Here is a 26,141-nt window from a genome sequence, read left to right on the forward strand (position 1 = left end):
CTGGCAAAAATGGAGAGAAAAAATATGCACGCAGCTTCAGTTGTGATCAAGTATGGCGGGCACGCCATGACCCAGCCGGACCTACAGGCGGCCTTTGCCGCCGACCTTGCCCAACTTGCCGCCCAGGGCATGGACTTTGCGCTGGTGCACGGGGGCGGGCCGCAGATTTCGGCCCTGCTGGACCGCCTGCACATTGCAAGCCGCTTTGTAGACGGCCTGCGCGTTACGGACGCCGCCACCCTGGAAGTGGTGGAAATGGTCCTCTGCGGCCAGGTAAACAAGGCTGTGGTCAGCGAACTGGCAGGGCACGGCGTGCGCGCCGTGGGCATTTCCGGCAGGGACGGCGGGCTGTTGCGGGCGCGGGTACAAAGGCCGGAGCTGGGCATGGTGGGCACGGTGGAAGGGGTGGACCCTGCCCTGGTGCGTTGCCTGCTGGCGGCGGGCTTTGTGCCGGTGGTGGCGCCCCTGGCCAACAGCCCCGAGGGGCAGGCCCTGAACATCAACGCCGACACGGCCGCCGGGGCTCTGGCGGGCGCTCTCAAGGCGGAGTATTTTGTACTGGTTTCGGACGTGCCCGGAGTGCTGGACGCCCAGGGCCGGCTTATCCCCAGCCTGAACCGGCAGGAGATTGCAGCCCTGCAGCGCGAAGGCGTCATCAGCGGAGGCATGATCCCCAAGGTGCTGGCCTGCCTGGACGCCCTGGACGCGGGCTGCCAGCGCGCGCTTATCCTTGACGGCCGCGCGCCCTCCAGCCTGCGGCGCTACCTGCTGGACGACGCGCCCCTGGGGACAGTGGTAGCCTAGGGGCAGTTTCCAAGTGCGGCTGTTTCGGCGGGACTTCAGCGGCCGCGCCGCACCCACCAGGCTTCGTCCACCCCGCCGTGCCACCAACGGTTGTGGTCCGCGCGCAGCACGGCTTCCGCCAGTTGTCTGGCCGACGGGGTGTGCAGCCGCTGCACAGCGCTTTTGAGCCAGTCCGCCGCAAAGGCATTGCCCTTATCGAGCTCCTCTTTCAGGCTGCAGATAAGGTCCAGCTGGTCCGCATCGTGAGCCAGGGCGGCTTCGGGGCTTTGGCGGGCCTCCAGCTCGTCCCAGAGGGGCAGCAGGGCGTCTTCCAGGCCTGTGCCCGCCAGGCAGTCCTCCAGAGCGCGGCGCGGCTCCAGGCGGGCATAGCGGTGGTTCACATAGTTGAGGTCGCCCGTGCGGGCCTCGTGCAAATCGTGAAACAGGCAGAGCAGGGTCACCCGAGCGGGGTCGGCCCCGGCCAGACGCGCCAGCACATAGCCCAGGGCGCTGACCCTGTAGGAATGCTCCGCCACGCTCTCGCCGCCGCTGCCCAGGAAAGCAAAACCCGAACGCGGCGTTCGCCGCAACATGCCCAGCTCGTGACAAAAATCCGCCAGCCGATCCCAGCGGGCCCCCTCCGGATCCGGCGGGGAGTTTTTTTCTTCGCTCATGGTTTTCCTTTTATTCCAGCCCGTATTTGCGCAGCTTGTTGTGCAGGGTGGCGCGTGTAATGCCCAGTTGACGGGCGGCCTCGCTCTTGTTGTCACCGGTACAGCGCAGGGTTTCGCCTATGGCCCGGCGCTCCAGCTCATCCAGGGGCAGGCCCGCCAGGGCGCCCACGGCAGCGGAAGAGGCTTCTTCGGGGGAGGCGGCTTCAGTAATGGCGGCGGGCAGCTCGCGGCGGGTGATCAGGTCGCCGTTACAAAGGATGACGGCACGCTCCACAGCGTTTTCCAGCTCCCGCACGTTGCCGGGCCAGGCATAGCGCAGCAGGCTGTCCACGGCCTGCGGAGAGAAGCCGCGGATGCTCTTGCGATTGCGCCCGGCGAAACGCTCCAGAAAATGGGCCGCCAGCACAGGGATGTCCTCGCCTCTGTCCCGCAGGGGGGGCACCTCCAGACTGATGACGTTGAGCCGGAAGTAAAGATCCTCGCGAAAGCGCCGACGGGCCACTTCTTCGCGCAGGTCTCGGTTGGTGGCGGCCAGCACGCGCACGTCCACAGTAAGGGGCGCGTCCGAACCCACCCGCTGCACCTCGCCTTCCTGCAGCGCCCGCAGCAGCTTGGCCTGGAGTGGCAGGGGCATTTCACCAATTTCGTCCAGAAACAGCGTGCCCCCGTTGGCCTGGACAAAGCGCCCTTCGCGCCGCCTGTCCGCCCCGGTAAAGGAGCCCTTTTCATGACCAAAAAGCTCCGACTCCAGAAGATTTTCTGCCAGGGCCGCACAGTTGACCGTCACCATGGGCTTGTCCGCCCTGGCGCTGCCGCTGTGCAGGGCGCGGGCCACCAGTTCCTTGCCCGTGCCCGATTCGCCGGTGATGAGCACCGTAGCCTCAGTGGGGGCCACGGTGGCGATGGTTTCCTGCATGGCCAGCATGGCGGGGCTGCGCCCCAGAATGCCCGGCCGGGCCGCCGCTTCGCTCAGCTGGCGGCGCAGTTCGCGGTTTTCCACGCTCAGGCGGGAATGCTCGATGGCCTGCCGCAGGGTGTGGCGTAAGATCTCGAAATCCAGGGGTTTGACCAGATAGTCGTAGGCCCCCAGGCGCAGGGCCTCCACCGCTGTTTCCACAGAGGAATAGGCCGTCATGAGCACCACCGGCAAGGCCGGATTGTACTCCAGAACACTTTTGAGAGTATGGATGCCGTCCATTCTGGCCATGCGCACGTCTGTGAGCACCGCGTCAAAGGCCCGCTCCCGCACCAGGTTCAGGGCCTCGTCGCCGTCTGCGGCCTCGCTCACCGCATAGCCCCAGGAACGGAGCATGGTGCGGAGCATGCCCCGATGGGCCTGGTCGTCATCCACCACAAGGATGCTGTTGCTCAAAACCTGTCTCCTTGTGGGGGCGGCGGCCGCACGGCAAACGTGCGCCTGCGGCCGGGGCGTTTACGTCCCCGTCGCATCGGAGGTTCCGCCCCCCAAGTCTTTTCGCCCGCAGTGCGGGCGTTCAGTCCCGCCGCCGGCGGCGGCGCTCTACAAAGGACTGCGCGCCCTGCGGCGCGCAGGACAGCCAGACGCGAAAAATGGTTTCGCCCGGCTGCCCCTCCCTGGCCAAGTGGGAGCTCACGCCGATTTCGCCGCCGTGGGCCTCCACAATCTTATGGACCATGGCGAGGCCCAACCCCGTGCCCTGCCCTTTTGTTGTAAAATAAGGATCAAAAATGTGCGGCAACTGCCGGGGCACAATGCCCGTACCCGTATCGCGCACCATAAGGCAGACGCGCTGCCGGCTCCGGCCCACGGCCAGGGTAAGCACGCCGCCCTGAGGCATGGCGTCCAGGGCGTTGAGGCAGAGGTTAAGCAGGGCCTGGCCCATGCGTTCGGGGTCCACCAGAGCCAGAGGCACGCGCGGGGCCTTGCGGCAGACAATTGTTACGCCGCGCTTTTCCGCGTCCTGTCGAATAAGCTGCGCAACGTGCTCCACCACAGCTTCCAGGCTGACGGGGCGGGGGCAGACGTCGCTGGGCCGCGACAGGCCGATGAGGTCCATGATGACGCGGTTGAGCCTGTCCACCTCGCTGACCATGACCAGTGCAGCCTCGCGGTCTTCGCTGCCTTCGGGAAAGCGCTGGCCGAAGTAGGTGGCATACCCCTTGATGGAGCTCAAAGGATTGCGTATCTCGTGGGCCACGCCCGCCGCCAGATTGCCCACGGCGGCCATTTTTTCCTTGCGGCGGACTTCTTCTTCCAGCCGGCGCACTTCGCCTTCAGCCCGGCGCTGCCCCAGGCGCGACTCCCGCGCCCGCTCGGCGTAGTACAACGCCAGCAGACAGGCCAGGCCCACCAGCAGCGTAACGGCCGCCAGCATGGCAATGTACCCCCGGTTCTGACTGCGGGTCATCTCAAAAGGTGAGATGTCCAGCCCCAGAAAAATGATGGGCAGAGACGGCCCGCCGACCGCGTGCGGCAGTCCCGGCGAAAAACGGCGATAGACCACAAAAACGCGCTGCCCTTCCATGTTCATGACCCGCCAGCGGGCCTGGGCGTCGACGTGGAGCTCCCGCATATGGGCCTCATCCATCTCAGCCCCGTCGGCTTGCAGGATTTCGCCCAGCCGGGCCCGGTAGCTGTGGGCCACAATGGTGCCGTCCGGCATGGTCACGGCCACGAAATCGATGCCGGGGCTGTCGGCCATTTCTTCCAGCAGCGCCTGCAGGCGCACGCCCACCTCGCTGCGCAGACCGGAACGCAGAATATTTTCAAAGGCCATGATCAGAGAGGAACCTTTCTCGGCCAGCAAACGCGCCATGCCCGCCTCGCTGCGTTCCAGCGAAAGAAAGGCCAGCAGGCCGATCATCATGGCCAGCACCACGGCAGCGGCACTGAGCAGCAGCACCACGGGAGCGCGGCCGGGCCACGGCGGTATGGGACGGGTTTCGCCCTGGCCGCCCGCAACGGAAGAGGGCTCTTTGACGCTGCACATACCGGGAGTATAGCCTTACAAGGCGTCGCTTGTCACCAGAGCATATGCGCGCTGCGGCTGTGCCGCCGCAAAGGTTGCGGCAAGCCAGCGGCAACGCCTGCCGCAGCTGCCGCCGGAACAATGACGCAGCGCCGTTGCCGCCGCCGAACGGCCTCAGGGCAGACATTACGGCAGAACTTTACTGCAGGGCAGCACAAACATGCCGCTACGCCACCAGAAAACTCAATATTGGCGCATTTTTTGCATATAAAATGAACAAACCGCCGCGCCCGTTTCCTGCGGGAGTGGAGCGCGGCAATGTATACACCTCTCCGATTGAGGTCAGGTATGCTCAAAGCCTGTTTTGCCCTCTGTGTGCTCGCCACTCTGTACCTGCCGGACGCTGCGGTAAACCGGCAGGCCTCAGATCCCGTGGCCGCCGTCAGCCAGTGGGAAGCCTCCCCAGTTCCGGGGCTGGGCTCTTGGCTGGAGGGGCTTTCTCCGGCCCAGCGCATCCCGGCGCAGCAGGTGGTGGAAGACTACCTGCCCCGCGTACAGGCTCTGCGCCAGCGTATTTTGCTGAAAAAAAATGAACTGGCCCAACTGCGCTACGACCTGGAAACCCCTCCGGACACCCTGCCCAAACTGGGGCGCGAACTGCAGTTTCTGCGCGACGAACTGCGCACCCTGCTGCTGCACGCTGATGCGGACATGCGTCGCCAGGCCGGCGTTTCTCTGGGTACGCCCCTAAGTCGCGGCTGCGGCATGGAAGTTTCCGGTCTGCCGCCCATGCCGGGCCAATAAACCAATCCGGCACCGCGCTGAAAAAGATTGTCTTTGAGAATAGCCCTCTCAAAGGCAATCTTTTTTTGCCGACCTCCCTGGCCCGTGACCAGCGCGGCCATCTTTGCCGATAACTTCCCTTCGCCGTAACGGGCCAGACTTCTGTATCACAACGATCCAAGCCCGCACCAGAGCAGATTATCTTTAAAAATATGTGTGCTCAACGTTTACGTACGCCCGTACCGGCGCTTAACCGCGCAAATACATAGTACTTGCCTCCACGGCGGACGGCTGCTTGCGCCGATGCGCACAACCGCCCTCCCCTCTGCATCTAAGGCTTGCACAAGGGCCTGCCCCGACGAATAAATTCTGCCAAAGGATAATTTCTGGACAATTGTATAAAAATTATCCACAAACCTGCTGCAACTGTAAAAAAAATATACAGATTCCTGCTCCAGCAAGGGCCTCATCCGCAGACCTTCAACACAACACACTAAAATAATTTATTTAATTAATATTGGCACACCGATTGCTATATAAAACATCGGTTAGCGCAGAGCAAAACCGGCATGTGAACAAATTCTGTAAGGAGCGCATAACCCTCCGTCACGGCAGCTGACAGCAGCCTATCCCAGTCAATCCGCCGACGGGCGGTACAAATATAAAAACAAATTTCCGCGATGCTCTCCGCCCCCATTGAGGGCATTACGGATTCCCTCCTCAAAACCTCCTCCTTAAGAACAGAACCTCTAACCATCGGAACATCCTCCCTCTCTCGGCCGCCGGACCCTCCGGCGGCCGCCTCTCTTTTTGGGGTCCGCCACAGAAGGGGCCAGCCTACAGAGCCTCCAGCAACAGGCCGCTCCTTGCGCTGAAATGCAGGCGACGCAGGCCCAGATCCTCCCAGGCCGGCCGCAGTTCGCCCTTGTGCCCCCAGAAAAACCCCTGACAGGCGTGGGGGGCCTCCAAGGCAAAACCGGCTTCGGCACGGCACGTCGCCTCCAGAGCCCGCCGTACGGCCAGGAGCAAGGCACGGCCCTGCACCCGCGCCCCCAGAGCGGCATGGCGGGGACCGTCCAGCACGGCCGCGTCCAGGCCCGGTTCCGGAGCAAGACCCATGCGGATGACGGCCACGCCCGCCTCCCGTGCACGCAGCCAGCCCACGGCCAGGGCCGTAAGGGTCGCGTCCAACGGCCAGGGCCGATAGCGTCCGCTGCGCCACAGCTCGGCCAGGCCCGTACCGCGCAGCACCAGGCAGGGATAGAACCGCAAAGCCTGTGCGCCCGCCGCCAGGCTGCACGCCACATCGGCGGCAAAGTCTGCAGGACTGTGGCCGGGCATGCCCGGCAAGAGCTGCACAGTAAGCTGCAGCCCCGCCTGCCGCACCAGAGCACAGCCGGTTTGCGCCATCGCCCCCGTATAGCCGCGCCGCGCCGCTGCCAGCGCGTGGTCGGCAAAACTCTGCACCCCCAGCTCCACCGTACGGCAGCCCGCCTCGCGCAGAAGGGCCAACCCGGTCGCGTCCACCCTGTCCGGCCGGGTGGAGCAGCGAAACCCGGTGGCCCAGCCCCGCTCCCTGGCCTTGCCCGCCCAGCGCAGGCAGGCAGCCAGGGCCGCCTTGGGCAGGGCAGTGAAGGTGCCTCCGTAAAAGGCCGGTTCCACTGGGGGCAGCCCCCTGGCGGCGCGTTCGGCAAGGGCTGCGGAGGCCGATGTCAGCGCGGCGCGCACCGCCGCCACCGGGTCAGAAAACGGCAGAAGGCCGGTCTGCACGTCCTGCGCACAGAACACGCAACGCACAGGGCAGCCCTGGAAGGGTAAAAATATGGGAAAAACAGGGGGCCCCGCCGCACCGCCGACGGGCCAGGGCACCAGGAGGCTCCAGACCGGCCTCGCGGCTGTGCCGGAACCGGAAACAGACATGGCGCGCGCCGCATATCGGCCACCGCGGGAAGCGGCGCTCATACCTTGCGCCACGGGCAAGGGCGCCCGGCGGCTGGCCAAGCTCTGGACATACGCTTTGCTTTATATAGGATATCAACAAAATGGACAGGCCGCTGCGGCCAATACGTCGCTTTCACAAGAAAAACCTTGCTCTACCTTGATGTTGTGTGTATTTTACACAAAAGCTCCGTTCATGTGAAGCAGTCCGGAGCAGGCCGTGTTTCCACGGCGTAAGCGGCTGTATCCGGACAGCCCAACCCGCGCGCTCTGCGCCGGAGGACCCCTATGAAAAAAACCCTGACCAAAGCGGACATCGTGGAGGCCATTTACGAAGAAACGGACAAAAACCGCGTTGACGTCAAAAACGTGGTGGAAAAACTGCTGGACATCATGAAGGGCGCCATCAAAAAAGACCGCGCCCTGCTTATCAGCGGCTTTGGCAAGTTTGAATGTTATGACAAGGCCTCCCGCAAAGGCCGCAACCCCAAAACCGACGAAACCATCACCCTGCCCCCGCGCAAGGTCATGGTCTTTCGGCTTTCCCGCAAATTCCGCGCGGAACTGAACTCCTGATCTCCGGATCGGGAGACGGCGGCCCCGCCGCCCTCCGCGTCGCCTGCGGCGGCTTTCCGTTTGCTGCGCCTACGGCAACGGACGTCCGTTGGGCTGACGTGTGTTTGGACTTGCGCCTGTGCCCACGAGGCCCGGACGTGGTCCTCTCCCGTTGCGGGGGGCGGGGGGATGCAAAATGCTTTAGATTCTGCCTGCCGCCCGCACGGAGCAGCGCTTAATCATAGTTGACCGGCAACGCCACGGACCTGTCCGCCGTCTGCACGGATTCCCGCGCCGCGCTACAGGCCGGTTTTGCCGCTTTCCCGGCCCCTAACCGCCGGACCCCTTCACGGGAGACGCGCATGCTTTTTAATTCCTACAGTTTTCTCCTGCTTTTTCTACCGCTTCTGCTGGTCAGCTGGCGGCTGGCGGCAACCTACGCGCCGGCCCGCCTGGGACTTGTTCTGCTGCTGTTTTCCGTGGTCTTTTACGGGCTTTGGGGCCTGCCCTTTCTGGTGCTGCTGGCGGTCATCCTGGGCATGAACTACATGTTTGCCCAGGCTCTTGCGCCTGCCCCCGCGCCCCAGGAGGACGACCCTGCGGCCGCCTGCTCCACAGGGGACGGCCCCGCCGCCTGCCCGCGTTGCCACCTGAGCCGTCGGGCGCTGCTGGTCACAGCCTTGATCTGCAACCTGCTGCCCCTGCTCTGGTTCAAGTATTCGGGCTTTTTCGCCCACAACCTGGCTGCTCTGCTGCATGTGCAATGGCAGTTCACGCCGCCGGGCCTGCCCCTCGGCATTTCATTCTATACCTTCATCCAGATTGCCTGGCTGGTAAGCGTCTACCGGGGGCAGGTGCGGCCCGCCGGTCTGGGACGGCACTTGCTGTTTTCCTCCTGCTTTCCCTATGTCATTTCCGGCCCCATCGTGCGCTATGAACAGCTGGGGCCGCAGCTGGACGCTCTGCACGGCTCTACGGCCGAAGGTCTGGCCAGGGGCTTCAGCCTGTTCACCCTGGGGCTGGTCAAAAAAGCGCTCTTGGCCGACACCCTGGCCCTCTGGGCCGACGCCGTGTTCAACGCGGCGGAAAAGGGCTTTCCCTTAAGCGGGGCCGAAGCCTGGCTGGGCTCGCTCTGCTATACCTTTCAGCTCTATTTCGACTTTTCCGGCTATACGGATATGGCCCTGGGTCTGGGCCTTATGCTGGGCCTGCGCCTGCCGGAAAACTTCGACTCCCCCTACAAATCCACGGGCATCGTGGACTTCTGGCGGCGCTGGCACATTACGCTGGGCGCATGGCTGCGCGATTTTCTCTACATTCCCCTGGGCGGCAACCGCCACGGCAAACTCAAGCAGTACCGCAACCTCTTCCTGACCATGCTTATCGGCGGGGCCTGGCACGGAGCGGGCTGGACCTTCATTATCTGGGGCGCGCTGCACGGGGCCATGCTGAGCGTCAACCATTTCTTCCGCGCACGCATTAAAGGACGGCCCCTGGAACGGATCATGGCCTCGCCGCCCCTGCGGGTCTGCTGCATTGCAGTGACCTTTTTCTGCCTCAATTTCTGCTGGGTGATTTTCCGCGCCGTAAGCCTGGAAGGGGCCGGGCGCGTTTACACGGCCATGTTCCGTGGCCCCTTTACCCGCGCCGCCGCCGGGCTGGATCCAGACCTGACGGGGCTCACGGGGCTGGCGGCCGTGACGGCGCGCTGGCTGCCCAACAATTACTTTCAGGGCTGGCTGCCCCTGGTCATGCTGCTGCTCTGTTTTGTGCTGGTCTGGGCCTTTCCCAACAGCGGCGAGATGCTTCACGGCCGCCGCGACGGCTCCTTGCCCCGTCCAGCCTGGCGGCCTTCTGCCGGCTGGGCCGCAGGGTTGGCCGTGCTGGCTTTTGCCGCGCTTATTCTGGTTTCGCGCAAGGCCACCTTTCTCTACTTCCAATTCTAGGGGCGCCGCACCATGAGATTGCTTACCGAGGCCGCCTTTCTCAAACGTTTTTTTGCCCTGTTGCTGGGTCTGGTGCTGGCCGCCTGCCTGCTGGTCGTGCCCTACACCTGTTGGTGGCTGCACAGCAGCGGCGACCTGGCCGTGGAACGCGCTGTAAAAAATCAGGCCGCCGGGCGTTTTGCCCTGTTCGGTTCGGGCGTTTCCCAGGACTTTGTGGACTACAAACTCCAGCTCTATGCCGCCGTCAAGCCGCAGGTGGTGGCCCTGGGCTCCTCGCGGGTCATGCAGTTCCGGGGGGCCTATTTCCGCCGCCCCTTCCTCAATGTGGGCGGCACGGCGGGCAATTTGCCCGTGCTCCGCTCCACGCTGGACGCCATGCTGCGCCTGCACCGGCCCGAAGCCGTCATTCTGGGCCTGGATTTCTGGTGGTTCATGCCCCGGTGGAATCCCGACCCTTTTAAGGAAGAGCCCCCCACCAGCGGTTCCTATGGCTACAATCTGGACAGTCTCAAAAAGCCCTGGACCTGGCTTCTGGAAGGCAAAATCTCCTGGCGCGACCTGCTGGGCCCCGTGCTGCCGCGCTCCCTGGGCGGCTTCCGTGATGACCGCTACGGCATCATGGCCCAGCAGACCGACGATGGCTTCGGCTCTGACGGCTCCTGGTACTACACGGGCGAAATCACCGGGCAGAAACGCCCCTTTGACTACCGTTTTGAAGACACGCTCAAGCAGGTGCGCTACGGCATCAAGGCCTTTGCGCCTTCGCCGCCCCTCAAGGACAGCCGCGATGTGGGCGGCATCAGCACGGCCCATCTGGACGCCTTTGCCGAAATCTACTGCCGGCTCAAAGCCCGCGGCATCGCCACCTACGTCTTCATCGCGCCCCTCTCGATAACGGCTCTGGACGCCCTGCGCGCCCGCGAGGAGGATTACCCCCACCTTTTCCGCCTGCGCGACGCCCTGCTGGCCCGCGGCATCGAAGTCATGGACTTTACAGACCCGCGCACCTTTGCCGCCACGGACTGCGAATTTGTGGACGGCTTCCACGGCGGCGAGGTGGTCTACGCCCGCATTCTGCGGGATATGGCCGATCGCTGGTCCAGCCTGCTGGCCTATGTGGATATGGACAAGATCAACGCCGTCATCCGCGACTGGCGCGGCCATGCTCTGGTGCCGGACCCTCGCCTTACGGACCGGCCCGAGGTGGACTTTATGCGTTCTGACTGCCCCAAACGGCGCTAGAGACACGCCATGCGGTTGCTCCATCACGCTACGAAGGACCACCTGCCGGTTACGGCTCTGGTCTTGACCGTTGCCCTGACCGCCGCCCTGGTCATGACCCCGCACGCCGCTCCGGCGCTGACCGCGCCCGCTGTCGCCCAGCCCACACTGGCCTCCCCGGCCGTGCCCGCGCCCCGCGCGCCCGCAACCGCCGCCCCTGGCGCTCCCGCCACGCCGCAAAGGGCAAACGTCGCCACGCCCACGGCTCCCGACGCGCCCGGTCAGACAGCCCCGGCCGCCGTATCCGGCCCCACTGCGCCCCGCGCCGTGGCCCTGCAAACCCCGACCCAGCCCACAAGACCCAAGGGCACCAAAAAGCGCTCCCAGGGACGAAAGCAGAACAAAGCCGCCGCTGCCGCCGCGGGCACAGCGGGAGCCGTGGGCGCGGGCGCTCAGGTCAAAGAACCCAAAGAGGCCCCCGCCACCCCAGCCCAAAAGGCCGTACAGGCCTATGCCGAAGGCGACTACGCCACGGCCCGCCGCATCTGGGAAAATCTGGCCGCCGCCGGCGACGGTCTGGCCATGAACAATCTTGGCGTCCTCTACGATCAGGGACAGGGAGTGGAACCGGATACAGGCCGCGCCCTGCACTGGTTTGCGCAGTCCGCCAAAACCGGCGATCCCGCAGGCATGAGCAACTACGGTCGCGTGCTGGAACAGGGGCGGGGCATTCCCGCCAATCCCGAAGAAGCCGCCCGCTGGTTTGACCTGGCCGCCCGCAAGGGCCAGCCCGTGGCCCAGTACAATCTGGGCATGCTTTACGAACTGGGACGCGGCGTGCCCAAAGACCTCAAGGCTGCCGCAGCCTGGTACAGCCGGGCGGCGGCCCAGCAGCAGACCGAGGCCCTTTCCCGACTCGGTCAGTTCTATCGCGCGGGGCTGGGGGTGCCCCAAAACCGTATGCGGGCCACCCTCCTGCTCTACGCCGCAGCCATGCAGGGCGAGGCCGGGGCCGTGCGCGCCCTGGAGGAAATGGCCGCTGAAGAGCCTGCGCGCCCGGCCGCCGTACTTTTTGGCCTGCGCCTGGACGCCACAGACCGCCCGACCGTACGCGACGCCCTGCGCCGCGCGGGCGCAACACCCAAACGCGAAGACGACGCCCATATCTGCGATATCTACGCCGCCGAACGGGTGGCCCCCGGCGCGTCGCAGCTGGCCGTATGCTATGGCCCCGGCGACCCGGCCCCCCTGGGTTTTCTGGAGCTGGACTACCTGGCCCCCAACAAAAAAACCGCCAGACAGATTGTCAGCATGGTCAGCCAACGCATGGGACAGCCCTCGGCCAGCGAAGGGGAGGACGCCCAGCTCTGGAACCTGGGCACGGTGGTGGTGGCCACCCGCTACGAACCCGCCCGCCGGCTCATGAGCCTCATGTACATGGTGCCCAAAGTCTACCACCTGACCCGGCAGGACTGACGCCTTTGCCAGAGTCGGACTCGCCCCACGAGGGCCAACCGGCAGCGCCCACGCGCAGCCCCTGCCAAAACCCCGCCCGATTCTGCGACCCCAGCTAGAGCATTTAACACTTGAAATGCTCGCTTACGGCAGGCAAAAGCCAGCCTTCTCGCATTTCGTGGCAAGGATTTTCAAGAAAATCCTTGCAGAGCAGTTAGCTCATTTCATTCGCTAACTGCTCTCGCCGCCCCGGACAAACGCTGCGCCGGGGCAGATCACGCTTGACAACAGCGCGCCAAAACTATATCAATTTATCCGGATATTGTGATAAGAAACGGAAAACGGTGCAAATCCGTTGCGGGCGCGCCACTGTAACCGGCACACCCCGCGCCGCGCCACTGCTGCCTGCCGGCGGGAAGGAGCGACGCTTCCGCGCACGCGGCGCCCTCGGCGTCACCCGCGCGGAATGCGCACGGCCAAATGCCGTGCGCCGGGGCCGGAAGCCAGGAGACGCCTTGTCACATGGCCGCCTGGGCTTGTCGCGCCCCGGCGGCGCGGCAGCACTGTCTCGCGTACAGGCACGAGCCCCCGCCCGCGAAAAGGGTTTTTCGCGGGTCTGCGTGACGTGGACTGCCTTTCACCGCCGCGTGGGCCGCACGGCCCCCGCCGCAAGTCTGAAAGGATCTTCCATGCGAACCCACATCCTCGGTTTTCCCTCCATCGGCAAAGCGCGTGAACTCAAACGCGCCCTGGAATCCTTCTGGCAAGGCCAGTCGGACGCCGCAGCCCTTGACGCCGTACGTCGCGACCTGGAAGCCCGCCATTGGGGCATCCAGCAGGCCGCCGGGCTGGATATGGTAGTCTGCGGCGATTTTTCGTTCTATGACCGCATGCTGGACACGACCCTCATGCTCGGCGCCCTGCCCGCCCGCTTTGCGCCCTGCGCGGAGGACGCGCCCTTGGACCGCTACTTCGCCCTGGCGCGCGGCCACGCGGGACGCAACCTTCCGGCTCTGGAAATGACCAAGTGGTTTGACACCAACTACCACTACCTGACCCCGGAACTGGAAGCTGATACCCCCTGGACGCCGGGCGCGCACCCCGTGCTGGAATCCGTGCGCCGGGCCCGCGCGCTGGGTTTCACGCCCAAGGCGGCCCTTATCGGCCCCTTTACCTGGCTGGCTTTGGGCAAGGCACGGCAGGGCACGGACCCCTGGGCCCTGCTGGAACGCATTTTGCCCGTCTATGCGGCGCTGCTGCGGCAACTGGCCCCGCTCTGCCCCTTGATCCAGGTGGAGGAACCCGTGCTCTGCACGGAACTTCTGCCCGCACGCGCCGCCGATCTTTTCAAGAACGCCTACGCCGCACTCAACACCGCCGCGCCGGACAAAATCCTGCTGACCACCTACTTCGGCCCCCTGACCCGCCACCTGCCCCTGGCCCTGGGCAGCGGCTGCGCCGCCCTGCACCTGGACCTGACGCGCGGCCCCGGCCAGCTGGAACCCGTGCTGGCCGGCCTGCCCGAAAACATGACCCTCTCCCTAGGCCTGGTGGACGGCCGCAACATCTGGAAGACCGATTACGCCCGCGCCGCCGCCCCGCTGGAACGGGTCGCAAGCGCCTTGGGACCGGAGCGCGTGCTGCTGGGCTCCTCCTGCTCACTGCTGCACTGCCCCGTGGACGCCACGGACGAAATGGCTCTGCCCCCGCAGGTGCGCGACCGGCTGGCCTTTGCTGTGCAGAAGTGCACGGAACTTTCTGAGCTTAAAGCCGTGGCCGTGGGCCGGGGCGCAGATCTGCTGGCGGCCAACGCCGCCGTGCTGCGGCAATGGCGGGCACATCCCGAAGCCGTATTGCCCGCCGTGCGGGAACGGGCCGCCGCCGTGACTCCGGACATGCTGCGCCGGGCCGCGCCCGCACCGGAACGCCGCGCGGCGCAGGCGGCCTGGCTCAGGCTGCCCCTTCTGCCCACCACCACCATCGGATCCTTTCCGCAGACTGCCGCTATCCGCCAGACGCGCCGGGCCTGGAAACGGGGAGAAATAAACCCAGAGGCTTACGAGGCCGCCATCCGCGCCGAAATCGCCCACTGCATCCGCAAACAGGAAGAACTGGGCCTGGACGTACTGGTGCACGGCGAGGCGGAACGCAACGACATGGTGGAATACTTCGGCCAACAGTTAGGGGGCTTCTGCTTTACCCAGAACGGCTGGGTGCAGAGCTACGGCAGCCGCTGCGTTAAACCGCCGGTTATCTACGGCGACATCTACCGCAAGGCTCCCATGACTGTGAGCTGGTCCACCTACGCCCAGTCCCTGACCAGCAAGCCCATGAAGGGCATGCTCACCGGCCCCGTGACCATTCTGTGCTGGAGTTTTGTGCGCGACGACCTGCCCCGTGACCAGGTCTGCCGCCAGATAGCCCTGGCCCTGCGCGACGAGGTGGCCGACCTGGAGGCGGCGGGCATCCGAATCATCCAGATCGACGAGGCCGCCTTGCGGGAAGGCATGCCCGGCAACAGCGCCGACGCCGCAGTCTACCTGCAATGGGCCGTGGACGCCTTTCTGCTGGCTTCGTGCGGCGCGGCCCCGGCCACCCAGATCCACAGTCACATGTGCTACAGCGAGTTCAACGCCATTTTGCCGGCCATTGCCCGCATGGATGCGGACGTCATCAGCATCGAATCCAGCCGCAGCGGCATGGAACTGCTGGACGCCTTTGCCCGCTACGACTACAGAAACCAAGTGGGCCCTGGCGTGTACGACATCCACAGCCCGCGCGTGCCGGACACGGAAGAAATAGCTGGTCTGCTGCGTCTTGCCCTGCGCCACATCCCCAAAGAGCGGCTCTGGGTCAATCCGGATTGCGGGCTCAAGACCCGCCGCTGGGAAGAAGCCTGGCCCGCCCTGCAGCACATGGTGGCCGCCGCGCGGCAAGTGCGGGCGGAACTGGGTTGAAGCCCCGCGGGCTCAGAAAAGCTACCGTTCCGTAAAGAATTATATCTTCTATACTATGTTGATATAAATCAATAAAATAACAAAGCAGCCCTTTCCCGGCCGTACAGCTCTGTTAAAATCGACATTTATGTCGTTTGTTTCAGACAAGCGTGCCGAAGAACACCACGTCCCGCCCCATGCCGTCCTACCCGGCCTGTGGCGGGACGTCTTTTTTACGCTTCTTCCCTCTACAGATACGCCACAAGCGTTGCTGTGGGGCAGGTCCAAATTTTTTTGCCGCCTCCCCAGTCGGAAGCCGGATTTTTTCCGAACAGCCGCCAGGTGCGCTCTGCGCAGCCCTTCCCCGGCACGCAGGCCCAAACCGCCACGCCGGCGGCCCCAAGGGGCCTGCATCCTCTCCGCCCAAGCCTTTCAGGGCTGCGCTGTACGTAGAAAAAAACCCGAAACGCATCCAGTTCCTCCCCAGAAAAATTGACTTGCATTGCGCTTTATGACAAAAGAAAAGGACACTTGTTTCTGGCATATTTCCAACTTTTCGGTAGACTTTCTTGAGGCGAAGTTACCAAAATGTGTTTTTTGGCAAGGGCTGGCAGACAATTTCTTTAATTTTTTTCCGTAGTTATTAGTTCGGAATACTTTTTGCTGTAGGCTGTCTTGTGGTAGGGAATACTGTTTATACCGTGTCCGTCAAAACAATCGGGAGGCCTTCATGAAGTTGTTGCAAGTTGCCACTGCCTGCGCCCTGTCCCTGTTTGTGGGGCATGCGGCCATTGCCGCAGAAGCGCCCATCAAAATCGGTTTCCCCATCCCCCTCACGGGTGAAATCCCCAAGGTGGGCGAGGGCTCCAAGTACGCCGCCGAAATGCTGAAGGAAGAAATCAACGCCAAAGGCGGCCTGCAGGTGGGCGACAAGAAGTACCCCCTGGATTTCATTTACGAAGACAATGAATCCAAACCCGAATCAGCCGTCAACGTCACCCTTAAGCTCATTGAGCGTGACAAGGTGCTGGCCATTGTGGGCCCGCAGTCCTCCCGGCAGGCCGTGCCCGCCGGCGGCGTGGCCAACGACGAGGAAGTGCCCCTGATCACCCCCTGGTCCACCAACCCGGAAGCCACCAAAGACCGCCCCTGGGTCTTCCGCGGAGCCTTCCTTGATCCCTTCCAGGCTCCGGTGGCCGTGGACTTTGCCTCCAAGACCTTCAAGGCCAAAAAGGCCGCCGTGGTCTTTGAGGTTTCCAACGACTACTCCAAAGGTCTGGCCGACAACTTCAAGGAAGCCTTTGAAAAGGTGCACGGCAAGGGCTCTGTGGTGGCTATGGAATCCCACGGCCCCAAGGACCAGGACTTTTCCGCCCAGCTCACCAAGGTCATCGCGGCCAAGCCCGATTTCATCTTTGTGCCGGAGAACTACAGCTTCGCGGCCCTCATTGTGCCGCAGGCTCGTGACCTGGGCTACAAGGGCCCCTTCATGGGCTCCGACGCCTGGGGTTCGGCCGAGCTCTTTAACCTCTGCGGCAAAGACTGTGTGGGCCAGTACTTCTCCACCCACTACACGGCTGAAGGAGCTACGGGCAAGACCAAGGAATTTATCGACAAATACCAGGCTAAATACGGCTATGTGCCGGACGATGTGGCCGCCCTTACCTGGGATTCCATTAATATCGTGCTCAACGCCATCCAGCAGGCCGGCAAGATTGACCCGGACCTGAAAAAAGAGCGTAAGATCATCCGCGACAACATGGCCAACATGGCCAAATTCGACGGCATCACCGGCAGCATGAAGTTTGACGCCAACCGCGACCCCATCAAGTGCGCGGTTATCGTGCGCGTAACGGACAAAGGCTCCTTTGCCTTTGTGGAATCGGTCTGCCCCAAATAACCTTTCAGCCAGCACTCAAGCGCGGCCCGCCCCGGCGGGCCGCGCTGCATTGCAACGGCGGGGGCCCCCTGCCGCACCGCCGCTTCCAACCGCCAGTCCAATGGGGATGCCATGGATTTTCTGCTGCAACAAATGCTCAACGCCCTGCAGTGGGGCAGCTTTTATGCCCTCATCGCCTTGGGCTACACGCTGGTGTACGGCGTACTGCGCCTCATCAACTTCGCCCACGGCGACATCTTTATGGTAGGCGCGTATATTTCCTTCTTCGTCGCCACCTATCTGCTCTCACCGGCCATAGGCCTCTCCAAGCCCGTCACCCTGTGGCTGACCATTGTGCTGACCATGCTGCTCACGGCCCTGGTGGGCGTCACTCTGGAGCGCATCGCCTACCGGCCCCTGCGGCGCAAGGGGGCGCACCGCCTGTATGTGGTCATCACGGCCCTCATGTGCGGTCTGATTCTGGAAAACGGCAACCTGGCCCTTCTGGGCGCCACCAAGCGCAAGCTGCCCGATCTGGTGGATAAGGTCGTCTACTCCATCGGGCCCCTGGTGGTCACCAACCTCAAGCTCTGGGTCATCCTGGCCGCCATTGTGGTCTTTGCACTGCTGCAGACCGTGGTCACGCGCACCAAGGTGGGCATGGCCATGCGGGCCGTTTCCTGGGACCGCTTCGCCCTGCCGCTCATGGGCATCCCCCTGGACAGCGTCATTGTGGTGACCTTTGTACTGGGATCGGGCATTGCGGGCTTGGGGGGCATGCTCTTTGCCATGTGCTACCCCAATCTGGAGCCCTACATGGGGGCCATGTTGGGCTGGAAGGCCTTTATCGCCGCCGTGGTGGGCGGCATAGGCGACATCCGCGGGGCCTTTGTGGGCGGTTTCCTCCTGGCCTTTGTGGAAATTATGGTGGTGGCCTTTTTGCCTTCCACCTATATGGATTTGTTTTCATTCACCATTCTGCTGCTGATCCTGTGGGTGCGGCCCACGGGTATTTTCGGCATGCCGCAGACGACCAAAATCTAGCCGGAGCGTCCGATGCTGACAGTGTTTGTACAAGCGGCTCTTCTGATCCTTGCCGTGCTCTGCTTCGGTTACGCCGTCAAACGCGCCCTGCGGCAGAAAAAGATCGACTGCCTCATTTTCCTTCTGGGCGGCACGTTACTGGTGCTGGCCGAATACTTTTCCTGGATTGACGGCTACTGGCTTTCAGTCATCAAGTTCATGGGCCTCAACGTCATTTTTGCCGCCAGTCTCAACCTGGTCAACGGCTATATGGGCGAATTTTCCTGTGGGCACGCGGGCTTCATGTGCGTGGGGGCCTATGTGGGCGGGCTTTTGACCATCCTGCTCTTTACCAAAAACAAGCTGCTCGGCGCGCCCCTGCTGCCGCCGGAACTGGCCCCCCTGCTCTTTCCCGGCGTCCTGGCTGTGGCGGGCCTGGTGGCCGCGCTGTTTGGTCTGCTGGTGGCGCTGCCCTCCTTCAAAACCCGTGACGACTACCTGGCCATCATCACTATCGCAGCCAACTATATTATCATTGCGCTGATCATCAATATAGACGCCGTGGGCGGCCCGCGGGGCCTTTCCGGCATGCGCGGGGCCGTGCGCGCCATGGAGCGCGTGGCCGACATCCCCTGGATGATGATCTGGATTGTGCTCTCGGTCATGGCCAGCGTCATGCTGCTTTACCGGCTGGTCAACAGCACCCTGGGCAAGGGCATCCCTGCTGTCTGTCAGAACGAGGTGGCTGCGGAAATTATGAGCGTCAACACCAAGAAGGTGAAGCTCACGGCCTTTATGGTTTCGGCCGGCATCGCCGGGGTGGCCGGGGCGCTCTACGCCCACCTCTTCAGCTCCATCTACGCCAACAGCTTTGGCATCATGAAGTCCACGGAAGCCATGGTCATGGTCTATCTGGGCGGCATGGGCTCCCTTTCCGGTTCGGTGCTGGCGGCCATCATGTTCACGCTGCTCATCGAGCTGCTGCGCTTTGCCCTGCCGGCCCTGAGCGACGTTCTGCAGCATGTGCCCTTTGTTCCGGACTCCTTCGTCATCAGCCAGGAATGGAAGTGGGTCATCATCCCCCTCATCCTTATCCTGCTCATGCAGTTCCGCCCCGAAGGCCTTCTGGGCAACAGGGAGCTGACGCAGGCCTTTCCCCGGCTGAAGCGCCTGCTGACTATCGGCAAGGCGGACTAGCCCCCTTCCCCATCGCACTGACAACTATTGCGGGAGCTGACCTTGGCACTGTTTGAAATGAAAGAAGTCACGCAACGCTTCGGCGGGCTTATCGCGCTGACGGATTTTTCCATCGCCATTGAAGACCACACCCTGGTGGGCCTTATCGGCCCCAACGGCGCGGGCAAAACCACGGTCTTCAACCTGGCCTCGGGCTTCTACCACCCCACCGAGGGGCAGATCGTCTTTGACGGCCACGTTTACAACCACAAGCTGGAGCCCCACCAGGTCACAGCCATGGGTATGGCCCGCACCTTCCAGAATATCCGCCTCTGGAACGACATGACCGTGACAGACAACATCTGCGTTTCACAGTACTCCCGCCTGGGCTACAACCTGCTGGACGTCTGGAGCAACAACGCGCGCTATGGCCGCGAAGAACAGCGCGTGCGCCACAAAGCAGCGAAAATACTTGAAATAATGGAGCTGACCGACGTGGCCCAGGAATGTCCCAAAAACCTGCCCTACGGCCTGCAGCGCCGGGTGGAGCTGGCCCGCGCCCTTTCCACCGACCCCAAGCTGCTTTTGCTGGACGAACCGGCCGCGGGGCTCAACTCTGCCGACGTGGACGGGCTCATCAAGCACATCCGCTGGATTTACGACGAATTCAAAATCGCCATCTGGATGATCGAACACCAGATGAAGGTAGTCATGTCCTTGTGTCAGGACATTATGGTGGTGGAATTTGGCAAGACCATCGCCCAGGGCACGCCGCAGGAAATCCAGTCCAACCCCGAAGTCATCAAAGCCTACCTGGGCGACGAGAACGTATAATGCTGTTGGAAGTTGAAAATCTGTACGCCGGCTATGGCAAGATCGAAGCCCTTCACGGCATCTCTTTTCATGTGGAAAAGGGCGAAATTGTCACCCTTATCGGCGCCAACGGCGCGGGAAAATCCACCACGCTCAAGGCCATTATGCGCCTGCCGCCGCCGGAATCGCCCACAGTGCTCAACGGCGACATCCGCTTCAACGGCGCTTCCATTCTCAAGACCGAGCCGCACCATGTGGTGGCCCATCTACGCATGGACCTGGTGCCTGAAGGACGCCACATCTTCGGCAATCTTACGGTGAACGAAAACCTCAAACTTGCCACCTGGACCCGCAAGGACGACGATATCCAGAAGGATATGGAGCGCGTGTTTGAGCTGTTTCCCCGCCTGCGCGAACGCATGCACCAGCGCAGCGACACGCTTTCGGGCGGTGAACAGCAGATGCTGGCCGTGGGCCGCGCCCTCATGACCCGCTGCTCCGTGCTGCTGCTGGACGAACCCTCCATGGGGCTCTCGCCCCTGCTCATGTACGACATGTTCCGCACCCTCAAAAAGCTCAACAGCGAGGGCCTCACCGTGGTGGTGGTGGAACAGAACGCCCGCCTGGCCCTGCAGGTGGCCGACCGGGGCTATGTGCTGGACACGGGTTCTATTGTGGCTTCGGGTACCGCCGCCGAACTGGCCGCCACGCCGGAAATCAAGGCCGCCTATCTGGGGGCGTGAGGACACACACCCAGAGCCGTTCGTGCAAGGCAGCCCAGGACAAAGCCAGGGACGGAGCCGGGGGCGCAGCGCGTGCGGCGCTCTCGCCCCCCAACCGTTCTTCCTTCCGCATTATGTTGCGTTTGCACCGCACTCCACACGGTTGTGCTGACCAAAGGCACGCGCAACGCTTTCTGCAAAAGGCCTGGGCTCCGCACCGGGCAACACGCAATAGTGATGTTGACGGGCAGGCTGCAGCGTTGCTGCACGGCAACGGTATTTTTTGAGGGGTCTTGTACTGCCGCAAGGTTTATGGCGGTCGTGGCCCGGCAGGAAGAAACTGCAGGTCTTGGCGGGGAAAAAGCGTTCAGTCGGCCGCATCCACAGTCCGTACGCAGATGGCCGCCCCGTTGCTCACACCGGCCAGGGCGGCACAGAAGGCGCTTTCCTGCTCCTCCGGCAAGCGCAGGGTCAGGCTGGCCGCCACGGCATAGTCCTCGTCCACAATGCTTACTTCATGGACAGGCAGCAGACGACGCAGGGCGTCCAGGCAAGCGTAGTCCACGGTCACCATCAGCCGGATTTGCGGTACCCGTTCACACAGGACCAGACTTTCCAGGTTTTGCCGCACGCTGTCCTGGTAGGCGCGCACCAGACCGCCCGTGCCCAGCTTTACGCCACCAAACCAGCGGCTGACCACGACACAGATTTCGCCCACAGGACTGTGCAGCAAAACCTGCAGCATGGGCCGTCCGGCCGTGCCGTGGGGCTCGCCGTCGTCCGAAGAACCGATCTGCGCCGTATGCCCCGGCGGGCCCGCCACATAGGCCCAGCAATTGTGGGTTGCATCGGTGTGGCGACGTCGCAGCGCCTCCACAAAGGCCCGCGCCGCAGTCGGCCCCGACGTATGCGCGCTTTGAGCCAAAAAACGGCTGCGGCGAATGACAAGCTCGGTGCAGTGGGGCGCGTCTGGCGCAGCCGCAGGCACGGGATACCGGCTGCGAGAGGCGCTCATGCCCAGGCCCGGAAACAATGGGAAGCAGTGCAAAGCATGTCTTTTTGTAGCGGGGCCAGCAAATTATGGCAATGGCGCTGCCGATAAATTTTTTACTGAAAACGCTTTACAAACGGAATATTCTTCGTTAAATAGGAATCGTTCTCAATCAATAGCAACCTTAAGCAAATAAGGAGAAGACAATGAGCAAGACGCAGGACAATCTCATGGCGGCTTTCGCGGGCGAATCGCAGGCCAACCGCAAGTACCTGGCTTTCGCCCAGGTGGCGGACAAGGAAGGCCTGCCCCAGGTAGCCAAACTTTTCCGCGCCGCTGCGGCCGCCGAGACGGTTCACGCACACGCCCACCTGCGCAATGCCGGCAAAATCGGCGACACCGCCGCCAATCTCAAGTCCGCCATTGAGGGTGAAACGTACGAATTTACCCAGATGTACCCAGAAATGGTGAAGGAAGCCAAAGACGAAGGCCAGAACGCCATTGCCAAGTACTTCGGCTTTGCCAATGAGGTGGAAGGCGTGCATGCAGAGCTGTACAAAAAGGCGCTGGAGAACCCCGGTGGCCTGCCTGCTACGGACTACTACGTCTGCAAGATCTGCGGCTACACCCACGAAGGGCCCTGTGACGCCTGTCCCGTGTGTGGCGGCGGCGCGGCGGCTTTCTTTAAGGTTGATTAAGCCCGCACCGACAGTGCTGCAGGATTTTTATTCCTGATTGTGCTAACGCCCCTTTCTGCCAGAACTCTCCGGCAGGGAGGGGCTTTTAGCTGTGTTCTCCCCGCTTGGGAGAGGCCTAGAGCAGTTAGCGAATGAAATGAGCTAACTGCTCTGCAAGGATTTTCTTGAAAATCCTTGCCACGAAATGCAAGAAGGCAGGCTTTTGCCTGCCGTAAGCGAGCATTTCAAGTGTTAAATGCTCTAGTAAAGACGAATACCTTTAAAAATATGTAGTCTCAAAGTTTATGGCACGCTCGTTCCGGCGCTTAAGCGCAAAAATAAATTGTGCTTGCACCGCCACGACGGGCGTCTGCTTACGCGACCGCCAGGCATTTCAAACTTGAAAGGCCCTGGGCGTTGCAGTCTCCATGGCTGGTCGTGGTCGCAGCTGGACAACATAATAATCAAACGACGTTGGCGCGCACTCAAGTGCGCATGCGCATGTCTGTACGCTGGTGAACCGGCTCGGGAGCTCGTGCGGCGCCGACAAAGGGATCAACGTTTATAACCGGCTCCGCCCACACGGCAGCCCAGACAGATTTCTGCCGGACCGTTATCACAAACAAGCGAGTGTGACAGCAGTCTGATACGGGGAAAACCGCCAACAAAATGCCTGGTGCGGCCAGGATAAACCGGGACCACTTCACCCATTGCCGAGCCCCCGGGGAAGTTGCAGAATCCCCTTGTCCAGATGGCATTTCCTCCGTGGGCCGCACACCGGCATTGCGCCCGATCCGGCTTTCCGGCGGCAAAGGCTCATGCGCGTGGGCGAAGAATCTGTTATTAACACAACCAGGCAGAATGACAAATGAAACCCGGCATTACCTATACCTTTCACCACACCGGCATTCCCACCCACGAAATCAGGGACAACGAACTTTATAGCCCGCAGGCGGGCATGTATACTTCCGACAACCCTGGGAAATTCAAAATTCAATGGCACAGATTTGATGCGGATTCGCCCTTGCACCCCCTGCTGCGCACACTGCCGCATGTGGCCTTTGCTGTCAGCGACCTGCACGCGGCCATTGCGGGTGAAGAGGTCATCCTCGGTCCCTATGAACCCATTGATGACTACTGGGTCGCGGTAATTAACGATGCCGGCGTTCCGGTGGAGCTTATCCAGACCTCGCTTTCCGATGCCGAGCTCTGGGCACGGGCCAGGGCTGGCCAGGGCGCGCTATATGGCAATAAAAAACTCTTTTTGCGGTAGCGGCCGGGATTTTTACGCAGCCTACTTTCCCACATGACGTCGCCTTTAGCCGTTGCCGGGTGGCGGCTTACGGGCAAGGACAGCCGGTCAGTGCGCGGGCAGCGCACAACCGCAACGAGTACCGCGCACAACCGCAACGAGAACAGCGCACAACCGCAACGAGAACAGCGCGCAAAAACAAACGCCCCTCGCGCTGTTGAGCGGCGAGGGGCGTTTATGAGCAATCTTTGGCGACGGCCTACTTTCCCACATGACGTTATGCAGTATCATCGGCGATGGAGAGCTTAACTACCGAGTTCGGAATGGGTTCGGGTGTACCCTCTCCTCCATGGTCACCAAAGAAATTTGTCAAAAATATAATTGACAGGGAAGGAAGGAAGTTGATTTCAAACAAGCCGCACGGGCTATTAGTACTGGTCAGCTCCACGCCTCGCGGCGCTTCCACCTCCAGCCTATCGACGAGGTAGTCTACCTCGGCCCTTCAGGGATTGCTCCAGGGAGAACTTATCTTAAGGCAGGCTTCCCGCTTAGATGCTTTCAGCGGTTATCCCTTCCGCACATAGCTACCCTGCTGTGCCGTTGGCACGACAACAGGTCCACCAGGGGTGCGTCCATCCCGGTCCTCTCGTACTAGGGACAGGCCCTTTCAATTCTCCAGCGCCCACAGAAGATAGGGACCAAACTGTCTCACGACGTTTTAAACCCAGCTCGCGTACCACTTTAAACGGCGAACAGCCGTACCCTTGGGACCTGCTTCAGCCCCAGGATGTGATGAGCCGACATCGAGGTGCCAAACCGCATCGTCGATGTGAACTCTTGGATGCGATCAGCCTGTTATCCCCGGCGTACCTTTTATCCAATGAGCGATGGCCCTTCCATACGGGACCACCGGATCACTAACACCTACTTTCGTACCTGCTCGAGATGTCTCTCTTGCAGTCAAGCTCCCTTTTGCGTTTGCACTCGACGGCTGGTTTCCAATCAGCCTGAGGGAACCTTTGCATGCCTCCGTTACTCTTTAGGAGGCGACCGCCCCAGTCAAACTACCCACCAGACACTGTTCCCTCACCGGATCACGGTGGAGGGTTAGGGACCTGAAAAAACAAGGGTGGTATTTCAACAATGACTCCCCCCATACTAGCGTACAGGGTTCACAGTCTCCCACCTATCCTACACATGCTGGTCCAAATCCCAATGTCAAGCTATAGTAAAGGTGCACAGGGTCTTTCCGTCTTTCTGCGGGTACACGGCATTTTCACCGCGACTTCAATTTCACCGAGTCTCTGGCCGAGACAGTGTGGAGATCGTTACGCCATTCGTGCAGGTCGGAACTTACCCGACAAGGAATTTCGCTACCTTAGGACCGTTATAGTTACGGCCGCCGTTTACCGGGGCTTCAATTCGGAGCTTCGCTTGCGCTGACCCCTCCTTTTAACCTTCCGGCACCGGGCAGGCGTCAGTCCGTATACGTCGTCTTTACGACTTGGCACAGACCTATGTTTTTAGTAAACAGTCGCCACCACCATTTCTCTGCGGCTCCCTCGGGCTGGTTAAGTGAATCAACTTTACCCAAAAGAGCACCCCTTCTTCCGAAGGTACGGGGTTATTTTGCCGAGTTCCTTGGCCAGAGTTCTCTCGAGCGCCTTGGATTATTCATCCCACCCACCTGAGTTGGTTTGCAGTACGGTTTGCGTATCCTATACTTAGGAGCTTTTCTAGGCAGTAGAGGCTCAACGGCTTCAGGCCTTGCGGCCACGGACTCGCGTCTCAGCGTAGAGCAGCACGGATTTGCCTGTGCTGCACGCCTACCTGCTTGCACCGGGTATACCAACACCCGGACCGTTTACCTTCCTGCGTCCCTCCATCGCGCGGACACACAAGTACGAGAATATTAACTCGTTTCCCATCAGCTACGCCTTTCAGCCTCGCCTTAGGGGCCGACTAACCCTGGGAAGATTACCTTTACCCAGGAAACCTTGGGTTTACGGCGAACGGGTTTTTCACCCGTTTTATCGTTACTCATGTCAGCATAATCACTTCTCCACAGTCCAACGTGCTTTACAGCACGCCTTCAGCCCATGAAGAACGCTCCCCTACCAGACCGCATACGCGGAATTCAAAGCTTCGGCACTATGCTTAGCCCCGTTACATTTTCGGCGCAACGTCATTAGACCAGTGAGCTATTACGCTTTCTTTAAACGATGGCTGCTTCTAAGCCAACGTCCTGGGTGTCTCTACAACGTCACCACCTTCACCACTGAGCATAGATTTGGAGGCCTTAGCTGTTGATCTGGGCTCTTACCCTCTCGACGACGAACCTTAGCACCCGCCGTCTGACTCCCGTGGTA

The 26,141-nt window shown here is 62.0% G+C and carries 19 protein-coding genes, 2 rRNA genes and 1 riboswitch (1 of these 22 cut by a window edge); of the genes, 14 read left to right on the forward strand and 7 right to left on the reverse strand.

The features are described from left to right. Window positions 1–24 precede the first annotated feature (24 nt). Window positions 25–804: an acetylglutamate kinase gene (gene argB / locus J7I12_RS05710; RefSeq protein WP_118230518.1), complete on the forward strand. Its 780-nt coding sequence runs from the start codon at window positions 25–27 to the stop codon at window positions 802–804. Between the two features lie 35 nt (window positions 805–839). Here argB and J7I12_RS05715 read toward each other — a convergent pair whose 3' ends face one another. The 3 genes from J7I12_RS05715 to zraS form a co-directional block, all read right to left on the reverse strand. Next, a complete protein-coding gene (locus J7I12_RS05715; RefSeq protein WP_242621250.1) occupies window positions 840–1,457 on the reverse strand; it encodes an HD domain-containing protein in 618 nt (205 codons plus the stop codon). Between the two features lie 10 nt (window positions 1,458–1,467). After that, complete coding sequence (locus J7I12_RS05720; protein ID WP_118230495.1) at window positions 1,468–2,829, reverse strand: sigma-54-dependent transcriptional regulator; 1,362 nt, start codon at window positions 2,827–2,829, stop codon at window positions 1,468–1,470. A 121-nt stretch (window positions 2,830–2,950) separates the two neighbouring features. Beyond that, window positions 2,951–4,426 carry a two-component system sensor histidine kinase ZraS gene (gene zraS, locus J7I12_RS05725; RefSeq protein WP_118230496.1) on the reverse strand — a complete coding sequence of 492 codons (1,476 nt, stop codon included), beginning with the start codon at window positions 4,424–4,426 and terminating at the stop codon, window positions 2,951–2,953. Window positions 4,427–4,753: 327 nt separating this feature from the next. Here zraS and J7I12_RS05730 point away from each other — a divergent pair, with 327 nt between their 5' ends. Then, complete coding sequence (locus J7I12_RS05730; protein WP_118230497.1) at window positions 4,754–5,209, forward strand: zinc resistance protein; 456 nt, start codon at window positions 4,754–4,756, stop codon at window positions 5,207–5,209. Window positions 5,210–6,025: 816 nt separating this feature from the next. On the opposite strand, the gene J7I12_RS05735 is transcribed toward J7I12_RS05730, so the two are convergent. Continuing rightward, the gene (locus tag J7I12_RS05735; RefSeq protein ID WP_270229465.1) at window positions 6,026–7,150 is read right to left on the reverse strand and encodes a radical SAM protein; all 1,125 of its coding nucleotides are present in this window, start codon (window positions 7,148–7,150) and stop codon (window positions 6,026–6,028) included. Window positions 7,151–7,414: 264 nt separating this feature from the next. Here J7I12_RS05735 and J7I12_RS05740 point away from each other — a divergent pair, with 264 nt between their 5' ends. The 10 genes from J7I12_RS05740 to J7I12_RS05785 all read left to right on the forward strand — a co-directional run bounded on the left by J7I12_RS05740 (window position 7,415) and on the right by J7I12_RS05785 (window position 20,873). Beyond that, window positions 7,415–7,702: an integration host factor subunit alpha gene (locus J7I12_RS05740; RefSeq protein ID WP_118230499.1), complete on the forward strand. Its 288-nt coding sequence runs from the start codon at window positions 7,415–7,417 to the stop codon at window positions 7,700–7,702. 341 nt (window positions 7,703–8,043) lie between these two features. Then, a complete protein-coding gene (locus tag J7I12_RS05745) occupies window positions 8,044–9,627 on the forward strand; it encodes an MBOAT family O-acyltransferase (protein ID WP_118230520.1) in 1,584 nt (527 codons plus the stop codon). A 12-nt stretch (window positions 9,628–9,639) separates the two neighbouring features. Further along, a complete protein-coding gene (locus J7I12_RS05750) occupies window positions 9,640–10,869 on the forward strand; it encodes a hypothetical protein (protein ID WP_130958082.1) in 1,230 nt (409 codons plus the stop codon). A 9-nt stretch (window positions 10,870–10,878) separates the two neighbouring features. Further along, a complete protein-coding gene (locus J7I12_RS05755) occupies window positions 10,879–12,324 on the forward strand; it encodes a tetratricopeptide repeat protein (protein ID WP_242621251.1) in 1,446 nt (481 codons plus the stop codon). A gap of 278 nt (window positions 12,325–12,602) precedes the next feature. Then, window positions 12,603–12,836: riboswitch (cobalamin riboswitch) on the forward strand. A 156-nt stretch (window positions 12,837–12,992) separates the two neighbouring features. After that, window positions 12,993–15,260 carry a 5-methyltetrahydropteroyltriglutamate--homocysteine S-methyltransferase gene (metE, locus tag J7I12_RS05760; protein ID WP_303193141.1) on the forward strand — a complete coding sequence of 756 codons (2,268 nt, stop codon included), beginning with the start codon at window positions 12,993–12,995 and terminating at the stop codon, window positions 15,258–15,260. A gap of 709 nt (window positions 15,261–15,969) precedes the next feature. Then, window positions 15,970–17,139 carry an ABC transporter substrate-binding protein gene (locus J7I12_RS05765; protein WP_130958084.1) on the forward strand — a complete coding sequence of 390 codons (1,170 nt, stop codon included), beginning with the start codon at window positions 15,970–15,972 and terminating at the stop codon, window positions 17,137–17,139. A 111-nt stretch (window positions 17,140–17,250) separates the two neighbouring features. Next, window positions 17,251–18,162, forward strand: coding sequence for a branched-chain amino acid ABC transporter permease (locus J7I12_RS05770; protein ID WP_118230504.1), 912 nt, complete (start codon window positions 17,251–17,253; stop codon window positions 18,160–18,162). Between the two features lie 12 nt (window positions 18,163–18,174). Further along, entirely contained in the window at window positions 18,175–19,338 is a 1,164-nt protein-coding gene (locus tag J7I12_RS05775; RefSeq protein ID WP_118230505.1) for a branched-chain amino acid ABC transporter permease, read from the forward strand. A gap of 42 nt (window positions 19,339–19,380) precedes the next feature. Continuing rightward, window positions 19,381–20,151 carry an ABC transporter ATP-binding protein gene (locus J7I12_RS05780; protein ID WP_118230522.1) on the forward strand — a complete coding sequence of 257 codons (771 nt, stop codon included), beginning with the start codon at window positions 19,381–19,383 and terminating at the stop codon, window positions 20,149–20,151. Continuing rightward, the gene (locus tag J7I12_RS05785) at window positions 20,151–20,873 is read left to right on the forward strand and encodes an ABC transporter ATP-binding protein (protein ID WP_118230506.1); all 723 of its coding nucleotides are present in this window, start codon (window positions 20,151–20,153) and stop codon (window positions 20,871–20,873) included. The genes J7I12_RS05780 and J7I12_RS05785 overlap by 1 nt, the downstream gene beginning before the upstream one ends. Before the next feature lie 346 nt (window positions 20,874–21,219). On the opposite strand, the gene J7I12_RS05790 is transcribed toward J7I12_RS05785, so the two are convergent. Beyond that, window positions 21,220–21,867 carry a YigZ family protein gene (locus J7I12_RS05790; protein WP_302413581.1) on the reverse strand — a complete coding sequence of 216 codons (648 nt, stop codon included), beginning with the start codon at window positions 21,865–21,867 and terminating at the stop codon, window positions 21,220–21,222. Window positions 21,868–22,049: 182 nt separating this feature from the next. Between J7I12_RS05790 and J7I12_RS05795 the strand changes: the two genes are divergently transcribed. Together J7I12_RS05795 and J7I12_RS05800 are read left to right on the forward strand one after the other, a co-directional pair. Continuing rightward, on the forward strand, window positions 22,050–22,541 hold the full coding sequence (locus tag J7I12_RS05795; RefSeq protein ID WP_118230507.1) for a rubrerythrin family protein: 492 nt from the start codon (window positions 22,050–22,052) through the stop codon (window positions 22,539–22,541). An 847-nt stretch (window positions 22,542–23,388) separates the two neighbouring features. Next, window positions 23,389–23,793, forward strand: coding sequence for a VOC family protein (locus J7I12_RS05800; RefSeq protein ID WP_118230508.1), 405 nt, complete (start codon window positions 23,389–23,391; stop codon window positions 23,791–23,793). Between the two features lie 225 nt (window positions 23,794–24,018). On the opposite strand, the gene rrf is transcribed toward J7I12_RS05800, so the two are convergent. Together rrf and J7I12_RS05810 are read right to left on the reverse strand one after the other, a co-directional pair. Further along, window positions 24,019–24,133 (reverse strand): 5S ribosomal RNA (gene rrf, locus J7I12_RS05805). 46 nt (window positions 24,134–24,179) lie between these two features. Beyond that, window positions 24,180–26,141 (reverse strand): 23S ribosomal RNA (locus tag J7I12_RS05810) (it continues 972 nt past the right edge of the window).

The sequence above is a fragment of the Desulfovibrio diazotrophicus genome (genome assembly GCF_902498985.2).
GTDB classification, from domain to species: Bacteria; Desulfobacterota; Desulfovibrionia; order Desulfovibrionales; family Desulfovibrionaceae; genus Desulfovibrio; species Desulfovibrio legallii.